The following is an 18765-nucleotide window of genomic DNA, read 5'->3' on the forward strand; positions in this document are numbered from 1 at the left end:
CTATTTGTCATCGTTGTTGTCCTTCATACCCGGATTCATTTTTTGCGCCATGGCCTGCACCAGCTTTTGTTTAAAAGCCGCGCCACCACCGCTGCCAGCGGCATTGCCGGTCACGTTTTCCAGGGGCTGTTCGAGTTTGCTGAGGTGATTGATGTTTTGCGCGGTCACGCCAATCAGGTGTTGCTCATCGCCTACCTGTAACACCATAACCCGCTCGCGGGCACCGGCCGACAGGCTGGCAATGACTTTTAACTGACCGGAGCTGCCGGGAGTGACATTAAACCGTCGCATTACATATGCGAGGGAAAATATAATCGCGACAATCAGCAGCAATGATAGAAAAATTGACAGTACCGAGCTGGGATTGGTGATGGAGTTGGCGGCCTGCGCCTCAGCACAATACAGGGTTGAAACCAGGGAGACAAAGCATCCCCCTGTTTTGAAAGGAAATTTACCTGAGCTTTTTGATTCTCTCGATTTGACTAATAACATCCGTTAACCGAATCCCGAACTTGTCGTTGACCACTACTACTTCTCCATGAGCAATCAGCGTGCCATTTACAAGAACGTCTAACGGTTCACCTGCTACGCGGTCAAGCTCAACCACTGAGCCCTGGTTTAATTGCAGCAGGTTACGGATACTGATCTGACTACGACCGACTTCCATGGAAATGGTTACCGGGATATCCAGAATGGTATCGAGTTTCTTTTTCTCTTCCTGGGTGATGGGCGCGTCATCAGACAGTTCGTCAAGTTCAGCTACGCGGACGCCGTCGTCGTCACCCCCTTCGCTTTCGGACTCAGCATCGGCCTGTTCAGCCATGGCTGCGGCCCAATCGTCCATACCGTCTTCTTCACTCATGATCTCGCCTCTTATTTCTCAATCTGTCTTGCGACTATAAATCTTCTTCCAGTACCTGCAGTTCGGCATCGTTATCGATGATCCGGCCACCGCGGGTAAGTAACTGTAACTCAGACTTCACGGAGGTAGGTCTGGGTATCTTCTCGGCAATCTTCAGGGCCAGATTTTCCCTCGACCGCCCCAGCTTAGCCCGGAAGGTAGGTAAATCTTCAATCAACACTGTAATATGCTCGGGCATTTCAATAGGGATAATATCGCCGGGCTTGAAGTTCATGACATCCCGTAATGACACCTCAAAATCCAGCATGTGCGTGCTGAGTTCCACATGCACGTCCATAATTTCATCCCGCAGCGCTTTACTCCAGCGCAGATCCGTATCTTCCTTATCGCTCTGCACACCGGCATCGAGCAGTTCACGGATGGGTTCCAGCATCGAGTAAGGCAGTGACACATGGAAGTCACCACTACCACCGTCCAGCTCAATATGGAATGAACTGATCACCACTACTTCCGTGGGGCTGACAATATTAGCCATGGCCGGGTTAACTTCGGAGTCGAGATATTCAAACGACACATCCATTACTGGCGCCCACGCTTCCTTGTAATCCTCGAAGATGATTTTCAGCAGCATCTGAATAATCCGCCGCTCAGTGGGCGTAAACTCCCGCCCCTCAATTTTCGCGTGGTAACGGCCGTCACCACCAAAAAAGTTATCCACCAGAATAAATACCAGCCGCGCTTCCATAGTGATCAGGCCGGTGCCCTTTAACGGTCTGAAACGCACCATATTCAGGCTGGTTGGTACAAACAGGGTATGAATGTACTCACCAAACTTAATCATCTGAATACCGTTAATCGACACTTCCGCACTGCGGCGCATCATATTGAACAGACTCACCCGTAAATGCCGGGCGAATCGCTCATTAACAATTTCCAGTGTTGGCATTCGGCCACGAACGATACGATCCTGTGATGAAAAGTCATACTCGAGCGCCGACGAGTCTCCCGGCTCATGGGCGACTTCTTCTTCCTCGACGTCGTCTACCCCGTGGAGCAGCGCATCAATTTCATCTTGTGATAATAAATCGCTCACAGCGAACTCCTGCTATTGCATAACGAAGTCGGTAAACAGTACCCGTTCAACCACTTCACCACCGGCAATGTCCTTCAGTGCATTTTGCACCGCTTCCAGGGCATTGTCTCTTAACTCAATTTTACCCGGCTCTGTGACCAGGTCATCAGCGTTGCTGGCGCTGAAAGTTTGCAGCAAGGTACCTTCGATTAAAGGAATATGCGTTTTTGCCTTTTCCTCGTTATCGGTACCACGCACCATTAACTGAACTTTAATCTGTACCAGTCTGTCACGGCCTGAACCCGGCACGTTAAATACAATCGGCCGCGGCATTGCTACATAGAGGGCAGTGCCAACACTGGCGTTAGCCTCTGGCATCGCTGCCGCCTGGCCACCACCTTCGGCCGCCAGCTCCTCTGCTGCTGTTGGTTCATCACCGCCGGCAAATAAGAAGAAGTACGCTGCACCACCACCGCCAATCAGCACTACGGCGATAATGATGATCAGCATCAGCTTGCTTTTCTTACCACCGGTTTCTTCAATCTGTAACTCTTCTTCAGCCATTTTCCAACCACTCTCACATACACAAATTAGGCGTATTATGTCTGCTTACCAATAAATGGCAACGGCAAACGCTATGTTTTCATTAAACATAGTCGTCAATCAGGCCGTTTGCAGGTCGGACAACGTGAGTTTCCTGACTTTTTGTCTCTTCGTCAGCCGATTCACCAAAGCCACCACCCTGCCGATCGGCAAATTCTCCGTCGCCAGCCTCACCACTGTTTTGCTGACTAACAAAGGACTCGCCTAAATCCAGCCCCTGTTCTGAGAACATGTCACGTAACCGCGGCATAGCTTCGTTAAGTGCTTCTTTAGCCTGCTGGGATTGCACCACAAAACTTACTGATGCGCTGTCGCCCGACACGTTCAGGCGGATTTGCATGCTGCCCATTTCCGGTGGATCAAGACGGATTTCAGCCATCGACTGACGACCATTTACCATCCAGCGGATCTTCTCAGCAATTTGTTGCTGGCCCTGAGTTTGCTGCACATTGACCGGCTTATCAAAAACGGATTGCTGTTGCATGGATTTAAGGGCATCACCGTGCTGCTGGCGGGTTTCATGAACCAGCACGTCCCGGGCTACAGTGATCAGCTCACCTAATTGTTGTTCCTGTCCCTGGCTCATGCCTGCCATCGAAGCAAGCTGGGTGAGTTGCTGAACATCCTGCATGACCGGTAACGCTATATTCTGCCCATTTTCCGGGGCGACATCCTGCACGGTTTGTTGCACCAGTGCTGCCAGGTCAATCCCCGGTTGATGGCCCTGCTTTAACTGCGTGCGCATTTCTTCAAGGCCGCTGGTTAACTGGCTGCGCATCTGACTTAACTGGGTATCGGTGAGTGCCGGATTGGCTTTACTGGCACTATCGGTCATCACCTGCGCCAGTTCCTGTAAAGTCTTATCGTTACTGCCGCTAAGCAACGATGTCAGCGCATCAGGTTCAGTGCCTTTAACGGGCACTTTGTCGGTATTTACGGTAGTCTCTGTTTTCGGTGCGTCTGCATTATGCTGAGCCTGGCGCATAAGGCTTACCAGCAACGCGGCCTGATTGATTAGCGCTTCGTCTGTTGTCTCTGCCACGGCAATTGGTTCTTCGGCCAGCTGCACGTTAGCCGCTGCTATCTCAGGTAATAACGCCTGTTCACCTTCCTCGGCGGCTGGTTTGGTATCGTTGTTGGCGTTCTGACGCTCATTGGGTAATCCCTGCAACAAAGCCATGGCCAAAGCCAGCAGGTTTTCTTCTGACAATTGCGCCTCTTCAGCAACTTTATCCGCAGACTCCGCCGTCATGTTCTCAACAGCCGCTAGCAAGGCCGGGTCAGAGGTAAATTTGCTATTTCCCGTTCCTGCTTCTTCACTTTCTGCGCTGGCTTTGACCTGCTTCACCAATGCCAGCAAATCGGAGAGTACCTGTTCAGCACCTCGCATTTGTTGCAGTGGTGAAGCCTGAATATCCTCTGGCAGCTCACCTGGCAACAGGCTATTCAGCCAGTCCTGCAATTTGGTTAGCACGTCCCCCTTTATGGGCTGCCCCATATCGGTTGGCAACATACTGATAATATCTTCGTTACTAAGCGGTTCATTGATACTTGCTGGTTTGTCTGTGGCCGGGGTTAACTTATCCTGCAGGGCTCGTACGGCATCTACCAGAGCAAGATAGTCCGGTTCGCCATCGGCCGTGGGGGCAGTATTGCCGCCCAGCAACATGGCAATATCTGCAATATCCTCCTCGGCAGCGGCAATGTTGTCGATGCGCTCCTGAGTTGTCTGAGCGGCAGAAACCTGACGCTCGTCAGTCTCTATCTGCTGTTCAGCGCCGCTGGGCATTTTACCTGACGTCGCTTTGGGGTTGTTTGCTGAATCATCAGCAAGCTTGTCTGCTGTTCCACTGGCTTGATCGCCAGTTGACTCACCGCTCTCTGTTTTTGCCGTACTGTTAGCCTCAGCGGTTTCTTTGTTGCTCTGCCGGGCTGATGACGAGGCCGCAATTTCTTCATTCTCAGACGCTGACTGACTCTCTTTAGCGGCTTTGCTTTTTGCCTCAGCAGTTTGTTCGTCGCCACGTTGACGATTGAGTACCTCGGCAAAGCTATCTTTTTCCGGGGCACTTTTACCTGACTTTGCCGCTGCCGACGGGTCAGGGCTGACAGGTACTACAGACTCTCTGGTTTGAGCCGGATCACGTTTGGCAGCACTTTCCGGCAATGTCTCCGGGAAGGCGGCAATTTGTGATCGTTGCGTGGCAAGCTGTTGCATCATAACCGAGTCCTCAATACCTAACTGCTTGAATTTGATGTGTTGTTACATCAGTATTAGTCGCTTCAGCAAAGATTTTGCAAAGAATGCGCCACTTTTATCAAAGGCGGATTCAGGAGATAGAGCGGCGTAGCAGACGCTGGGTAGCCAGCTCATCCATCATCTGTTGCTCGAGACGATTGTCGATAATCTGCAGGCTCTGGTCTTTCTTTTCGATGAGCTTTTCAACGGCCTGACGTCGGCGCTGCTGAGCTAGCCACTGAGTACGACGCTGGTCGGCCGCCATTTTACACTGGGCAATAACATGCCCCTGCTGCTCACAGGCTTTATCCAGCTTGGCAACAAAAGACAAACGCTGTTGGTAGTGATGCGCTTTTACGCCACCACTGCCCTCCTGCTGGAGCTGCCGCACATAATCCATGCGGTACTGTTGCAGGCTGGTGAGTTTGGTACGCTGTTGCTGAAGATAATCCTGAGCCAGACGAAAGGCATTTAAGGCTTTGTTTTCTTTTTCCAGCTCCATGCGTAAAACGGTGGCTAGCTGCTCAATAGAACGGGTAACATCGTTACGGGCCATTGCTATTAGCCTTTACCTAAGCCGCCGGCCAGCTTACTCATGGCTTCCAGGCTTTCGTCGTATGCGGTCACCTGTTTCATGCCTTGTTGCAGTAACGCTTTGATGGCGGGTTCGGCATTAATGGCTAAATCAACCCGGGCATCGGTGCCACGTGTATAAGCCCCGAGAGTAATCAGGTCGCGGTTTTGCTGATAGGTGGAATAAACCTGGCGAATACGACGAGCCTGAAACAAATGTTCTTCACTCACTACCTGCGGCATAACCCGACTGATAGAGGCCTCAATGTCAATGGCCGGGTAATGGCCGCTTTCCGCCAGCGAGCGTGACAGTACAATATGACCGTCAAGAATTGCACGGGCGGAGTCGGCAATAGGGTCCTGCAAATCGTCACCTTCTGTCAGGACAGTATAAAAAGCCGTGATCGAGCCCTGATTTTCGCTGCCATTACCGGCGCGCTCTACCAGAGCCGGCAAGCGGGCAAATACTGAGGGCGGGTAGCCTTTAGTAGCCGGTGGCTCGCCTACCGCCAGCGCAATTTCACGCTGGGCCATAGCATAACGGGTTAACGAGTCGATAAGTAACAGAACATTCATGCCCTGATCGCGGAAGTATTCGGCAATAGTAACGGCGGTTTCGCAGCCCTTTAAACGCATCAGTGGCGAGGTATCGGCAGGTGCTGCAACGACAACCGCGCGCTGACGTTCTTCTTCGGTAAGGATATCGTGGATAAATTCTTTTACCTCGCGGCCCCGTTCACCCACCAGACCAACCACCACCACATCAGCTTTGGCACCGCGGGTCATCATACCGAGCAGCACACTTTTACCCACGCCACTGCCGGCGAATAATCCCATACGCTGTCCTACCCCTACGGTAGTGATGGCATTGATTGCACGCACGCCCACATCCATGGGTTCGGCGATAGTTCGCCGGGCCAGCGGATTAATTGGCGGTTTGGTGGTAGGCACCCGTTCAGTGGACTCAATGGGACCAAGCCCGTCAAGCGGCTGGCCATTGCCGTCTACTACTCTGCCAAGCATGCCTAACCCCACGGATAAACCGCTGTCCCGATTAAGCGGTAACACCCGTGAGCCGGGCACAATCCCGCGCACCGCCTCGGTGGGCATTAAATAGGTAATGTGATCGCCAAAGCCAACCACTTCGGCTTCTATTTCACCGTCGATGGTTTGCACCATACACTGGCTACCGACGGGTAATTGACAGCCTACCGCCTCAAGCGTCAGGCCAATGCCTCGAATAAGCTTACCGGCCGCGACAACCGGTGGTGATGGCACCTGCTTCTGAAGTTGTTGCAGGTGGGATACCAGACTAACTGTCATCAGATAAGCCCTGCTCTAACAGGAATTTATCGAGCACATTGCGACTGCGTCGTTCAATGGAAAGGTCTACAGCATTGTGCTGGGTAACAATATCGCAACCGCCGCGCTCCATGCCCGGAGTATCAATAAGTGTCCAGCCGCGTTCTTTGATGGTTTCTTCGCCAAAATGAGACTGCACCAGCTGGATATCTTCAGGATGAAGATGAATACTGTAGTGGTTTTCTTCCACCGGCAGCGCTTTAAGGCCTTCGCTGAGCGCCTGAAGAATAATGTCTTCGTTGGTTCTGACTTCCGTGCGGACTACCGAACGTGCCAGCGCTACGGCCAGTTTAACCACTTCTTTGCGAACCTGTTCATCTACCCTGGTTAACGGCTCATGAAGCTGCGTGACCAGCGATTCCCACAATTCGGTTTGCTGGCTGATTTGTGCCTGCCCCTGCTCAAGCCCCTGAGCCAGCCCGGCCTCGTGACCACTGGCCAGGCCTTCTTCATGGCCTTGCGCCTGGCCTTCGGTTTTACCTTCTTCAAAGCCGGTTTGTTTGCCTTCATTATAGCCTTCTTCATAAGCGGCCTGACGAATGGCTTCTATTTCCTCGGCAGTGGGCGGCTTAATTTCTTCCGGTTCTTCCGGTGGCTCATATTTCCAGTCGCTGCGGCGATTCAGCGCGTTAGTTTTGCTCTCTTGCGTTGACTCCGGCTGCTCAACATGTGGCAAATCCCAGCCTTTGGCGTCTTCGAGCTCTTCAACTGTGAATGATTTATAGGATTTCATAGCTTATCCTGTTAGAGGAATTCTTCGCCGCCACCGCCGCCAAGCATAATTTCACCGGCATCAGCCAGGCGTCGGGCCACCGACAGAATTTCTTTCTGTGCAGTTTCCACTTCGCTGATCCGCACCGGCCCCATGGCCTCAAGATCATCAGTGAGCATTTCTGCTGCACGTTTCGACATGTTGTTGGTGATCTTGTTCTTGAGTTCTTCGTCGGCGCCCTTAATGGCTTTAAGCAGCGAGTCCTGCTGCACCTCGCGCAGAATAGCCTGAATACCACGATCGTCCACATCCACCAGGTTGTCGAACACAAACATCAGATCCTGAATTTGCTGACTGAGTTCTTCGTCCTGCTCGCGAATCGCATCCATCAGTTGGCCTTCAATACTGGTATCCAGGTAATTCATAATATCGGCAGCAGACTTCAGGCCGCCCATTTTGGCTGCCTGGGTACCGGCCTGACCGGCAAACTGTTTCTCCATGATCTCATTAAGCTCCTGCAACGCAGCAGGTTGAACTTCTTCGAGGTTGGCTACCCGCATCAATAAATCCAGGCGAACTTTTTCGGGGAACTGCGACAAAATCTCGGCAGATTGCTCGGGCTCCAGATAAGACAACACGATGGTCTGGATCTGCGGGTGTTCGTTGCGAATAATACTCGCCACCTGCTTGGAATCCATCCACTTAAGGGAATCCAGGCCTTTAGCGCCGGAGCCCATCAGGATCTGATCAATCAGGTTGGCGGCTTTGTCTTCACCCAACGCGGCAGTTAACGCCCGTTTCACAAAGTCCTGACTCTGGAAACCAATGGTTGAGTAGTTCTGAATTTCTTCGATAAAATGCTTATGTACAGAGGTAATTTTTGCCTGTGTCATATCATCGATACGGGCCATGGCCGCACCGAGTTTTTGTACCTGTTTTGGCTCCAGATGTTTAAGGATCTGGGCAGCATCTTCTTCCGACAGGCTCAGTAGCAGGATCGCGGCTTTCTCAACGCCTTCGAGCTTACTTACGTCGTAAGTTTGTTCTTCTTGTGTGGCCAGTTCTTCTGCCATGTTACGACCCCTTAATTACTCATCCTGCAACAGCCAGCCCTTCACTACCTGGGCAGATAGTTCAGGTTCATTGGCCACCAGTGCACGCACCGCTTTTAACACATCTTCATCTTTATGCAGATCCGGTAACATTAACGAGCCATCCGGTGCAAAGCCAACCTGGCCGGCATCAAACTCGCTGGACAGCATGTTAATGGTATCATCACCCAGATCCAATCCTTCATCAGCGTCAAATTCATCACTAGCCTGACTATCCGCCGGATTGATCAGTTTTGACAGCATCGGTCTGATGACGGCAAAGATCAGCGTGATAACGACCAGTCCGCCCATTACCCACTTAAGTATAGGCATAAAGAAAGGTTGTTCCCAAAGTGGTAGCTCTTCCATATCACCGGCATCGATGCGACTGAACGGCATGCTGACCACTTCGAGGCTGTCACCACGGGTAACGTCGAAGCCGATACCGCCCTGCAGTAAACGGCGAATGCTAAGTAACTCTTCCTGGCTGCGGGCTTCACTGGTCACAGTGCCATCTTCAGCCGTGCTTTGTTGATAGTCCACCGCCACTGACACACTCAGACGACGGATCACACCAGTTTGTTGCTTGGTATGGCTGATAGTGGTGTCGAGTTCATAGTTGCGGGTTGATTCTTTAGTGGTACGGCCGGGGACCGGCGCAACCTGACCATTTCCTACTGCGTTTTCAGGAATATTAGCATCCAGTGGCGGCTGATTACTGATCGCGCCGGGAATGCCGGCGGCAACCGAACCCACAGAGTTTTCCTCGACCACCATTTCACTGCGCACGGCGGGTAAATCCGGGTTATACCGGCGCTGGGTTTGCTCTACCGCGGTAAAGTCCATGCTGACATCTACCTGCGCTGTGTAGTTACCAATACCCAGCACGGGGATCAAAATAGCATCAATTTTTTCCTGATATTCGCTCTCACGCTGACGTTCGATTTCATATTCTTTTCGTGCCCTGGCACTGACTGAATTTTGCGAGCCGGAGTTCAGTAACCGGCCGTTACTGTCGGTGACGGTCACTCTCTCTGGTTCCATGCCCTGCACCGCCGAGGCCACGATATCGACTACCGCGTCAACTTCTTCACCGGTTATTGCCGAGCCCCGTTTTGCGGTTAATACTACCGTAGCGCTGGCTTTTTTCTCACGGCGGGCAAACACGTTTTCTTTCGGCAATGCCAGCAGTACGCGGGCCTTTTTGATGCTGGCCATGTCTTCAATCGTGGCAGCCACCTGCATTTCCCGAGCGTGTTTGAGGCGTTCCATTTCCACCCGCTGTGACACGCCAAAGCCCATATCCTGCATGATAATGTCGCTGCCAGCCTGTTCGGCCTGCGCCAGACCTTCACGGCTCATACCCAGTTTAATTTTTTGGTATTCGTCGACCCGAACGTGAACGATATTACCTTCCAACTGATATTCAATCTGGTTGGCATCAAGATAATCGAGGGTTTCAATCAGCTCTTCGGTGTCCATTTTAGCCAGCGGACGGAAATCCGGTTCCTGGATAAACAACACCACAAAGATGGCGATAGCTACGCTGATTACCAACACAACGACCAGCGTCATCTGGCGCACCATATCGGTACTGCCAATGGTATCCATAAAGCCGGATTTTTGCTCGTTATCGGAATCCGACGCGTCAGAGACGGCCAGATTTGTTCCCGTTGCTTCAGCCACAGTCAGTTACTCCACTACACCGGCATATTCATGATTTGCTTGTACGCTTCCAGCACTTTGTTGCGCACCTGAACGGTGGCTTCAAACGCAATGCCAGACTTCTCTTTAGCCAGCATTACTTCCGCCAGGCTGAGGGATTTGTCGCCCATTTCGAAACGCTGAGTCATTTCTTTGGATTCGAGTTGCATACTGTTTACCTTCTCAACAGCATTGCCCAGCATCGCGGCAAAATCGCTTTTCGAAGTATTTAACTCTGTACTGACTTCAAGATTTTGCTGTGGATTAACGTCCAGACGAGTCTGCGCGATCATAGCCTGCATTTCCTGATACAAACTGTTGGCTTTAACGTCCATAACGGCTCCTGATGTGTGTTGATTGCCAGTCCGGTGGTGCCGGATTTATGGCTTTAATTGTACTTACTGGGATCTACAGCAAGGACCAGACCAACTTTTATTATTATTTAATATCAGAAGCTTACGTATTTATGCCAATTTTATGACGGCAATTGGAGGGTAGTAGCAAACAGGGCGCTGAAATAAGCGCCCTGCAGGTAGGTGGGTAAATGTAGTATCAGGCCGGTACTTCGATACCCTGCTCGCGCATGCGCGCCAGTTTATAGCGCAGCGTACGCGGGCTGATGCCGAGCTTTTCGGCCACATCCTTGCGCTTTCCTTTGCAGGACGCCAGAGTATCCAGAATGATCTGGTGCTCCTGGTAGCGCAGCTCCGAGCCCAGCCGGCTATCATCTTCTTCATAATCTGCTTCACTGGCAGAAGCAAAGGACTGCCCGCTCATAGGTTCGATCATCAGATCGCTGGCATCAATTACCTCGGATTCACATAGTATCAATGCTCGCTGACAAACATTTTCCAGTTCACGGACATTACCCGGCCAGCCATGCTGTAACAGTTTACTACGTGCTGACGCACTCAATTTTAACTGCCCTAATCCTTGCTGAGCAGCATGACGATTGATCAGGTGTTCGGCGAGAGGAATAATATCCCCTACCCGCTGTGCCAGTGGCAACCAGGTGATTGGAAACACATTCAGTCGGTAATATAAATCCTCCCGAAATTCGCCCCGGGCCACGGCTTCTTTAAGATCGCGGTTGCTGGTGGCAATCACCCGCACATCCAGTTCAATGGTTTTGCGAGCACCCAGACGCTCCACTTCTTTTTCCTGCAGGACACGTAATAACTTAGCTTGCAACGCCAGGTCCATCTCGGTGATTTCGTCGAGCAGCAAAGTGCCCCCCTGTGCTTGTTCGAACTTACCAGGACACGCCTGCACTGCGCCGGTAAATGCACCTTTCTCATATCCAAATAAGGTAGCCTCCAGCATATTTTCAGGAATGGCCGCACAGTTAATCGCCACAAAAGGTGACTGACTGCGCTGCGAATTGTCATGGATATAACGGGACAGCACTTCTTTACCCGAACCACTTGGCCCCAACACCATCACGGTTGCCTCTGAGCGAGCTACCTTACGCGCTAGTTGCAGTAATTCCAGGCTGCTACTGTCGCCTACAATGGGTTGACGGGACTCTACTTTTTGCGCCGGTGCATAGCGGCCAACCAGATTCAGCAGCACTTCGGGAGCAAAGGGTTTGGACAAATAATCCGTCGCACCATCGCGCATGGCACTCACGGCGTCATCCACTGTGGCATAAGCCGTCATCAGCAGTACCGGTAAATTGGCATCTTTGCTCTTAATCGCTTTTAATAGCGCCAGGCCATTCATTTCGCCCATCTGAATATCACTTACCACGATATCCACCGACTGCTTACTGAGCAGCATAATCGCCTGCTCTGCTGAATCGGCGGCGACCACCTGATAATCAGCCAGTAACAGCGTATCTACCAGCGCCTCGCGCAGGCCTGCATCATCCTCGACGATCAGTACGGTTGTTTTTGGCATGGGTTATTCCTCTGGTTGGGTGTCGGCAATTACCATATCACTGGCAAATGCGCGAGGTAACATTATGGAAAAACAGGCGCCTTCGTCGGCCAGATTTTCCACATTAATGCGGCCCTGATGTGCTTTCACCACCGACTGCACTACGGCCAGGCCAAGGCCGGTGCCATGCGTTTTGGTGGTGTAAAAGGGTTCGAAAATTTTATCTTTCAGGGCGTCAGAAATACCCGGTCCCTGATCACTGATGGTGATACACAACCAGCGGTTTAGTACGCTGAACTGCACGGTCACGTCACTGCCCTTCGGGCTAATCTGGCTGGCATTCTGGATCAGATTGAGTAAAGCACCCTGCAAAGCGGTAAGATTACCGGTGATCGACGCATTAATATGCTGACCTTTATAGATAACGAGCTGATCCTGGCTCTGAGTAATGGTTTGCGCTGTCGGCGCAATTGCCTCATACAGTTCTTGCACTGAGATATCGTTAACGACCTGTTGCTCACCGCTTTTGGCGAACAGCAACATGTCGTTGACCTGGCTCTCCAGTTCTTTGAGTCGGTCCTGCAGTTTATGCGCAAACTGAACGCCGGATTCCGGCTGCAGATTCTTGCGGGTCAGATTGGCCGCATACAGCATTGCCGCTGACAGTGGCGTACGAATTTGATGGGCCAGAGAAGCAACCATTTTGCCCAGTGAGGACAAGCGCTGCAGGTGACTCAGACGTGCTTGTAACTGGCGGGTTTCCGTCAGGTCGGTAAGCACGATAAGTTGCCCTGGTTCATTCACCAGCGGCGTAATAGACAGTTTAACCCGACGCCCGTCGAACAACGACACTTCGTGACCATCATCGGCGCGGGGTTTAAAAGAGCGGGCAATAATGGTTCGCCACAGCTCACCTTCGAGCGGCTCGCCAAGTAGCAGAGAGGCTTGCTCATTAGCTTGCTGGACATACCCTTTGCCATCCAGCACGATAACCCCGGCAGGCATAACCTGTAACAGGTGGTTAAGGCGGGACGCTTGTTGTCGTAAGGAGTCGAGTTCCTGCTGCTGTGATTGAGCAGTTTCGCGTACCAGCGATAAATCGGCCGCGGCCTGACGGCTTTTCCCCGGCTTTATCGATACTTCTTCTACGGTATTGGCAACACGACTATTTAATGCCATACATTCCTCGTCAATTTGCAGACACTTGTTGGACTGCTAAGGAATTAGCATTAGTCGTGCCAGAAATTTAGGCATTAAATTTCAATAAGATAAGTGATTTCTGACGAAGTCTTCGCTGTCAATATAATGACAAATGGAGGTTATCGGCGTTTACCTACAGAGATGGAGCTAACCGAATGATTAACTCTTTCTCAGGCCAACGGTGTTAGTCACGCTGAATATTGTACTTGCGCATTTTCTCAACCAGGGTGGTTCGGCGCATTCCCAGCTTATCGGCAGCCCGGGCGACAACCCACTCCTGCTGATCGAGGGCTTGCTGGATAAGATTAATCTCCAGCTCCGAGAGATACTCTTTGAGGTTTACCCCTTCATCCGGTAAATATCCGTTGATAGCCGGTTCAGGCTCAGATGTATCATCATCGTACCCGGCCGACTCGGCAAAGAGTTCATTGAAGGCATCCCGCTCAAGCACTTCTTCCGGGTAATCCGGCTCGAAGCGCTCCATATCACCATACTGATATTTTTGCGGCAGATCCTGCACATCGACAATCTGGCCTGGATAGAGGATCATCAGCCGTTCCACCAGGTTAGACAATTCGCGGACATTGCCCGACCAGGGGTGTTCCATCAGCGAACTGATAGCACGCTCGGTAAATTTCACCGGGTCAACACCATCCCCCTGAATGCGGCTGATCAACTCCTGCAACAGTAACGGGATATCCTCTCGGCGTTCACGCAGGGCCGGACTGTCAATAGGGAACACATTCAGACGGTAATATAAATCCTCGCGGAACTTATCATCGGCAATCATCTTTTCCAGATCGCGATGGGTAGCGGCGATAATTCGCACGTCACACTGTATGGGCCGGTTACCACCGACTCTTTCAAACATTCTTTCCTGCAGAACGCGCAGTAATTTCACCTGCATCTGCAGCGGCATATCACCGATTTCATCGAGAAACAATGTGCCGCCTTCGGCCAGCTCAAAACGGCCTTTACGGGCACTGATAGCACCGGTAAAAGCGCCCTTTTCGTGACCAAACAGCTCACTTTCCAGCAGTTCACCGGGTATGGCACCGCAGTTTACCGGGATGAACGGCCCATCTTTGCGCTCAGATAAAAAGTGAACATTACGCGCGACAACTTCTTTACCGGTTCCAGACTCCCCCAGAATAAGCACTGTGGCTTCAGTGGGTGCAACCTGTTCTACCAGGCGACGAACGCCCTGAATTTGCTCGCTTTTACCCACCAGACTGCGGAATAACCGGGTTTTAGTGGGGACCGCGCCGTTGCGTACGGGGTGACTACGAATATATTCCTGGCAGCGGTGAATAGCCTGCGTCAGTGCCGGGTAAGTTATCGGCAGCGTGATATGCCCCACCAAATTGCCTACGCTAAGGCCTGGCTGGTCGGCCATATTGATTGCTACGAACGGATGCTGAGGATAATTTTTGATTAACGCCAGGGCATCGTTGCCGGTTTCTACATCGATGATCACCGCAACGGGTGATTTGTTTTCGAGCAACGATTGCGCTTCAGACACCGAAAGTGAAACACACGGCTCCCCTAAAAATGTCAGGATCGTGTGCAGATTTTGTTGTAATGCATTGTTATCACTAACAAGCAATATATCCTTCATTCAGTCCCCAAACGCTATTGTTATATTTACTAGTTTATACCAAACCACGGTTTTGTGTGTGCGACTGTCAAAAATCGGACACAATTTTTACCGTCATCAACATTTCCACCTTCCCGGTTGGTAAACATCGATTGATTTGGCAGCAGTACAGTCTGGCGGCCGAAATCAAGGGTTGATAATACCTATTTGCATAGATAAGCATGCAATTTGGTATAGAGCGCTCTGGCAATTGTAGCGGTAACAATGTGAATCGCAATGAAAAAAGCGGATTATTGGCAATAAAAAAGGCAGGTAAACCTGCCTTTGTTCTAAAAATGCTCGATTTAGTTATTCAGCAAACTCAGTACCTGACCCTGCTGCTGATTGGCCTGTGCCTGCACCGTCAGTGCCGCCTGATTCTGCACGTCATTGACAGCTTGCTGAGAACTTGCCTGAGCATAATCCGTATCCTGAATCCGACTGCGTGCCGCCGCCTGATTCACATTGGTTTCGGTAAGATTACGCGCAGTAGATGCAAACTGATTTTGTACCGCGCCAAGGTCGCCACGCGCACCGCCTACGGCCTCGATGGCAGCATCAGCGGCAGCCAGTGAATCTTCCAGTGACTGCGAAGTTATGTCTACTGACAGAACGTCTGATAACTCGCTGCCAATATCACGGGTGCCCACACTAATCTGCTGCCCCGCCTGACTACCTACCTGAAAATCAATTGAGCCACTGTCCGACAACAGGGGCTTACCAGCGAACTCGGTTTGTTCAATGGTCTGGGAAATATTCTGCTGTAACTGGGATATCTCAGACTGAATCGCCTGACGATCGGCATCGTTCAGAATACCACTGCCTGATTGCAGCGTTAACTCACGAATACGATTCACATCGTTATTAATGCCTTCCAGCCCGCTCTCTGCAACTTGTGCAAGCGAGATTCCATCGTAAGCATTGTTTACGGCCTGGCGACCGCCTTCAACTTCAGACGTTAAGCGGTCAATAATTTGCTGCGCAGCAGCGCCGTCGGCAGCACTATTGATTTGCTTACCGGAAGCGAGCTTCTCAGACATCTTATCCTGGCGTTGCTGAACTTGTTCGAGCAGCGACATGGGTTTATCTGTATTAAAGTTAATCATACCTTTCACCTCAGCTCCAGTTTAGCAGTTGTACAAAGGTTAGCCAACCAAAGCCATATCTCGCAAATTGCATATTATGTATAGTAATGAATACGGAAGTATAAATACGGAGGGGTTGCCGCTTACTGGGTATCAACTGTATTGCTATACTCAAAACACAGCAGTGCCTCAGCGTGTTTTGCCGGACAAAAGTTTGCATTGAGGAATGCCTGCTGACTCGCTGTATTTTCAGGTTTAATTTCAGCTTTAACAACATGAATATTTTCGAAGCGGCTATTTAGCAAAGCAATCCCCTCGGTTATGCAGGCTCTTGCCAGACCGCGGCCACGTTGATGGGGAGCAATGTTGATTGAAATCAGGGCACGGTTGCCTTTAACTTCAAAGTGCACAATTCCTATTTTATCGCCGCATTCATCTTCACATATCACCAGTAACCGACGTCTGTTTTTTAAAGACGCGGCAAACCATTCTTCATGCTCTTTGCGTGCGACTTTGTCTGTCGTTTGAGACATTTGTCTGGTTACTTCGTCATTCCGCCAACGGTATATGTCTAAACAATCCTCCGGCGATGCTTCTCTAACCTTTACCAAAGCGATATACCCTCCACCTTACTCACACTGGCTTACAGTAACTATGAAAGATCCAGTATTGAATTCAGCAAGCAAAATGCCCCGTCTTTGGTTGCATAGTCTGAGGCAGCCAAACTCATACGGCTCAACTTCTCACCATCGTGCCACATCGATGTCACGTGCTTACTGATTTGGTCTAAATCAATACAATCAAGAGCATCATACATCATGCACCATCCCTGCTTTACAGATTGTTCGGTTGTATTTCGCTGATTTTCGGCAACTACCAGCAAAACGGCTGGTGTGTGGCAGGCTGCCAGCTCAAACTGACTCCCTCCGGCAGCGGTGATAGCAAGACGGGAGTTGCTCCATAAATCGGCCATATCCTGGCAGTTGTGCACATGCTGAATGGCGTAACCGGAATCGTTTATATAAGCTTTTATCGCCTCAAGCTGCTCACTATCCATACCCGGACCGGTAACAACTCTGATGGGAGCATCAGTTACTGTTTTATTTATTGCCTGCAATAACGGCAATGTATAACCAAGCGGATCACTGCCCCCTAAATTAATGGTCAGACTAAAGCGACGTTCTATTGGCAAGGGGATTGTAGCGGTAAATTCCCGTCTCAGAAGGCGATATTCGGCACCCAAACATAGTGTCGCCTGCGGATTGTGCTGTTGATAATATTCCTGCCACTCACGCCCTGCCGGATTACAAATCAGACTGGCAAACTGAATGCCCGGCTGACGTATGTCATCAAGTAATACCAGAGGGAATACACTCTCCCCTAACGACTGCAAAAATGTCTCATTAAATGCATAGCCATCCACAACGATAGCGATGGCTCCGATATCACGCGCAACAGCCAGTAGTTGTGCAGCTAATTCATTTTGCTCAGCCGGCGCGGTTATCTGTTTCCCGCACCAGTCATGTCGGCTTAAGGCGATTTCTCTGGCGGCTTCATTCACCACAAAGACAGCATCAATTCCATGCTCCTGTGCTGCCTGCGCTAACGCCTGACAACGCATCAGATGGCCAATTCCACTCGCTTTGTTACCGCCGGTGCAAAACAACAAGCCACTCATTGGCTGATATGCTCCCAACTCAGCGCGGTGCCTTTTTTAATAAAGTCAGCGGCTTTCTTATGTAACACTGAGTCCCAGTGCTTTGGCGCTAAACCAAAGGCCGGTCGGACAATTTTAAGATTGTCCGGTCCCAATGCTTCACCGGGCTGGATATCCTGACTGGCATAAATGGAACGACGGTATTGTTTGGATTTATCTTCCGCCACCGTACCACCGTACTTCACCTGGCCCAACGCCTGCCAGGCACGTTCACTTTCCACTACTAAAGAAGTAAGTTCTTCCGGCTCCAGGGAAAACGCCGCATCAACGCCACCACCATTACGATCCAGTACAAAATGTTTTTCGATGACGCTAGCGCCCAACGCTACAGAAGCAACGGCAGCGCCGATGCCACCAGTGTGGTCACTTAACCCTACCTCACAGCCAAACGCATCCCGCAAATGCGGTATCGTCAGTAAATTGGTATTCACCGGCTCCGCGGGGTAAGTGCTGGTACATTTTAATAAAATAATATCCTCACACCCGGCATTGCGAGCGGTGTCGACGGCCAGCTCAATTTCGCTCAAACTCGCCATGCCGGTCGACATAATCAAAGGCTTGCCTTTACTGGCCGCTTTGCGGATAAGGGGAATGTCGGTTAATTCAAATGACGCAATTTTAAAGCACGGTACATTCAGCTCATCAAGAAAGTCTACAGCGGCTTCATCAAAGGGCGAGCTAAACGCCAGCATGCCAAGGGAATTGGCATAGTCAAACAATTCGGCGTGCCATTCATAGGGCGTGGCCGCTTTTTGATACAAACGATATAAACTGGCACCATGCCAGAGGCTGTCCTGCTCTTCAATAACAAACCCTTTATCCGTGACATCCAGTGTCATGCTGTCCGCGGTATAAGTTTGCAATTTGATCGCGTGCGCACCGCTTTCTGCCGCAGTTTTAACCATCGCTCTGGCCGTGTCCAGTGACTGACTATGATTGCCACTGAGTTCTGCGATGATAAAAGGCGCTTGTCGGGCACTAATTTCACGATGACCGATATATATCGGGTCAGAAGATACGCCTTTAGCCAT

At 50.9% G+C, this 18765-nt stretch carries 18 protein-coding genes; all 18 read right to left on the reverse strand.

The features are described 5' to 3' along the window. Window positions 1-492: a flagellar biosynthetic protein FliO gene (gene fliO, locus AC566Q_RS16530; protein WP_105933527.1), complete on the reverse strand. Its 492-nt coding sequence runs from the start codon at window positions 490-492 to the stop codon at window positions 1-3. Then, window positions 452-862, reverse strand: a complete 411-nt coding sequence (fliN, locus tag AC566Q_RS16535) for a flagellar motor switch protein FliN (RefSeq protein WP_105933526.1) — start codon at window positions 860-862, stop codon at window positions 452-454. The genes fliO and fliN overlap by 41 nt, the downstream gene beginning before the upstream one ends. Window positions 863-896: 34 nt before the next feature. After that, a complete protein-coding gene (gene fliM / locus AC566Q_RS16540) occupies window positions 897-1955 on the reverse strand; it encodes a flagellar motor switch protein FliM (protein ID WP_499608289.1) in 1059 nt (352 codons plus the stop codon). 12 nt (window positions 1956-1967) lie between these two features. Further along, window positions 1968-2498 carry a flagellar basal body-associated protein FliL gene (fliL, locus tag AC566Q_RS16545; protein WP_499608292.1) on the reverse strand — a complete coding sequence of 177 codons (531 nt, stop codon included), beginning with the start codon at window positions 2496-2498 and terminating at the stop codon, window positions 1968-1970. Window positions 2499-2580: 82 nt separating this feature from the next. Next, window positions 2581-4758 carry a flagellar hook-length control protein FliK gene (locus AC566Q_RS16550; RefSeq protein ID WP_499608295.1) on the reverse strand — a complete coding sequence of 726 codons (2178 nt, stop codon included), beginning with the start codon at window positions 4756-4758 and terminating at the stop codon, window positions 2581-2583. Between the two features lie 109 nt (window positions 4759-4867). Then, window positions 4868-5332 (reverse strand): flagellar export protein FliJ, encoded by a 465-nt coding sequence (fliJ, locus tag AC566Q_RS16555; protein ID WP_296046598.1) that lies wholly within the window; start codon window positions 5330-5332, stop codon window positions 4868-4870. A gap of 5 nt (window positions 5333-5337) precedes the next feature. Beyond that, the gene (gene fliI, locus AC566Q_RS16560; RefSeq protein ID WP_296046596.1) at window positions 5338-6672 is read right to left on the reverse strand and encodes a flagellar protein export ATPase FliI; all 1335 of its coding nucleotides are present in this window, start codon (window positions 6670-6672) and stop codon (window positions 5338-5340) included. After that, on the reverse strand, window positions 6662-7444 hold the full coding sequence (fliH, locus tag AC566Q_RS16565; RefSeq protein ID WP_296046594.1) for a flagellar assembly protein FliH: 783 nt from the start codon (window positions 7442-7444) through the stop codon (window positions 6662-6664). The genes fliI and fliH overlap by 11 nt, the downstream gene beginning before the upstream one ends. A gap of 11 nt (window positions 7445-7455) precedes the next feature. Beyond that, window positions 7456-8496 carry a flagellar motor switch protein FliG gene (gene fliG, locus AC566Q_RS16570; protein ID WP_296046589.1) on the reverse strand — a complete coding sequence of 347 codons (1041 nt, stop codon included), beginning with the start codon at window positions 8494-8496 and terminating at the stop codon, window positions 7456-7458. A gap of 15 nt (window positions 8497-8511) precedes the next feature. Next, a complete protein-coding gene (fliF, locus tag AC566Q_RS16575) occupies window positions 8512-10200 on the reverse strand; it encodes a flagellar basal-body MS-ring/collar protein FliF (protein ID WP_499608301.1) in 1689 nt (562 codons plus the stop codon). A 14-nt stretch (window positions 10201-10214) separates the two neighbouring features. Beyond that, a complete protein-coding gene (fliE, locus tag AC566Q_RS16580; RefSeq protein ID WP_105933517.1) occupies window positions 10215-10553 on the reverse strand; it encodes a flagellar hook-basal body complex protein FliE in 339 nt (112 codons plus the stop codon). A 217-nt stretch (window positions 10554-10770) separates the two neighbouring features. Continuing rightward, window positions 10771-12117 carry a sigma-54-dependent transcriptional regulator gene (locus AC566Q_RS16585; protein WP_296046585.1) on the reverse strand — a complete coding sequence of 449 codons (1347 nt, stop codon included), beginning with the start codon at window positions 12115-12117 and terminating at the stop codon, window positions 10771-10773. 3 nt (window positions 12118-12120) lie between these two features. Continuing rightward, a complete protein-coding gene (locus tag AC566Q_RS16590) occupies window positions 12121-13275 on the reverse strand; it encodes a sensor histidine kinase (RefSeq protein ID WP_499608307.1) in 1155 nt (384 codons plus the stop codon). Window positions 13276-13480: 205 nt separating this feature from the next. Continuing rightward, window positions 13481-14914: a sigma-54 dependent transcriptional regulator gene (locus tag AC566Q_RS16595; protein ID WP_499608310.1), complete on the reverse strand. Its 1434-nt coding sequence runs from the start codon at window positions 14912-14914 to the stop codon at window positions 13481-13483. A gap of 323 nt (window positions 14915-15237) precedes the next feature. Next, window positions 15238-16038, reverse strand: a complete 801-nt coding sequence (locus AC566Q_RS16600; RefSeq protein WP_499608313.1) for a flagellin — start codon at window positions 16036-16038, stop codon at window positions 15238-15240. 122 nt (window positions 16039-16160) lie between these two features. Beyond that, window positions 16161-16628, reverse strand: coding sequence for a GNAT family N-acetyltransferase (locus tag AC566Q_RS16605; protein ID WP_499608316.1), 468 nt, complete (start codon window positions 16626-16628; stop codon window positions 16161-16163). 41 nt (window positions 16629-16669) lie between these two features. Beyond that, on the reverse strand, window positions 16670-17695 hold the full coding sequence (gene pseG / locus AC566Q_RS16610) for a UDP-2,4-diacetamido-2,4,6-trideoxy-beta-L-altropyranose hydrolase (protein WP_499608321.1): 1026 nt from the start codon (window positions 17693-17695) through the stop codon (window positions 16670-16672). Beyond that, entirely contained in the window at window positions 17692-18765 is a 1074-nt protein-coding gene (gene pseI, locus AC566Q_RS16615; protein ID WP_105933510.1) for a pseudaminic acid synthase, read from the reverse strand. The genes pseG and pseI overlap by 4 nt, the downstream gene beginning before the upstream one ends.

It is taken from the genome of Alteromonas sp. H02 (assembly GCF_059682525.1).